The 232-nt window shown below is 48.3% G+C and carries 1 protein-coding gene; it reads left to right on the top strand.

Annotation, left to right across the window (positions count from 1 at the left end; genetic code table 11):
- Positions 1-18: 18 nt before the first annotated feature.
- A partial coding sequence (locus KVT36_RS32370) for a transposase (RefSeq protein WP_254640292.1) occupies positions 19-232 on the top strand: 214 nt, incomplete at its 3' end.

Raw genomic sequence — 232 nt, 5'->3', positions numbered from 1 at the left:
AGCTCCAACGGACCAGCGTTGGCTTATAGCCACCAAAGGAGGAAGAAGCTGGGCGCCTATGGCGGAAGTGGTTCCTTGCTTCCTGACAATAACAGGATAGGAAACAGTATCAGGCCTATTGCCCTGGGCCGCAAAAATCCTTTATTTGCAGGGTCTCACGAGGCTGCAAAAAGATCTGCTATGTTATTCAGCTTGCTGGGTACATGCAAAATGCATAATATTAACCCGTATC

Origin of the sequence: Chitinophaga sp. GbtcB8 (genome assembly GCF_019091455.1) — a bacterium.
In the GTDB taxonomy this organism is placed as follows: Bacteria; Bacteroidota; Bacteroidia; order Chitinophagales; family Chitinophagaceae; genus Chitinophaga.
This window is presented reverse-complemented; position numbering and strand designations above follow the sequence as displayed.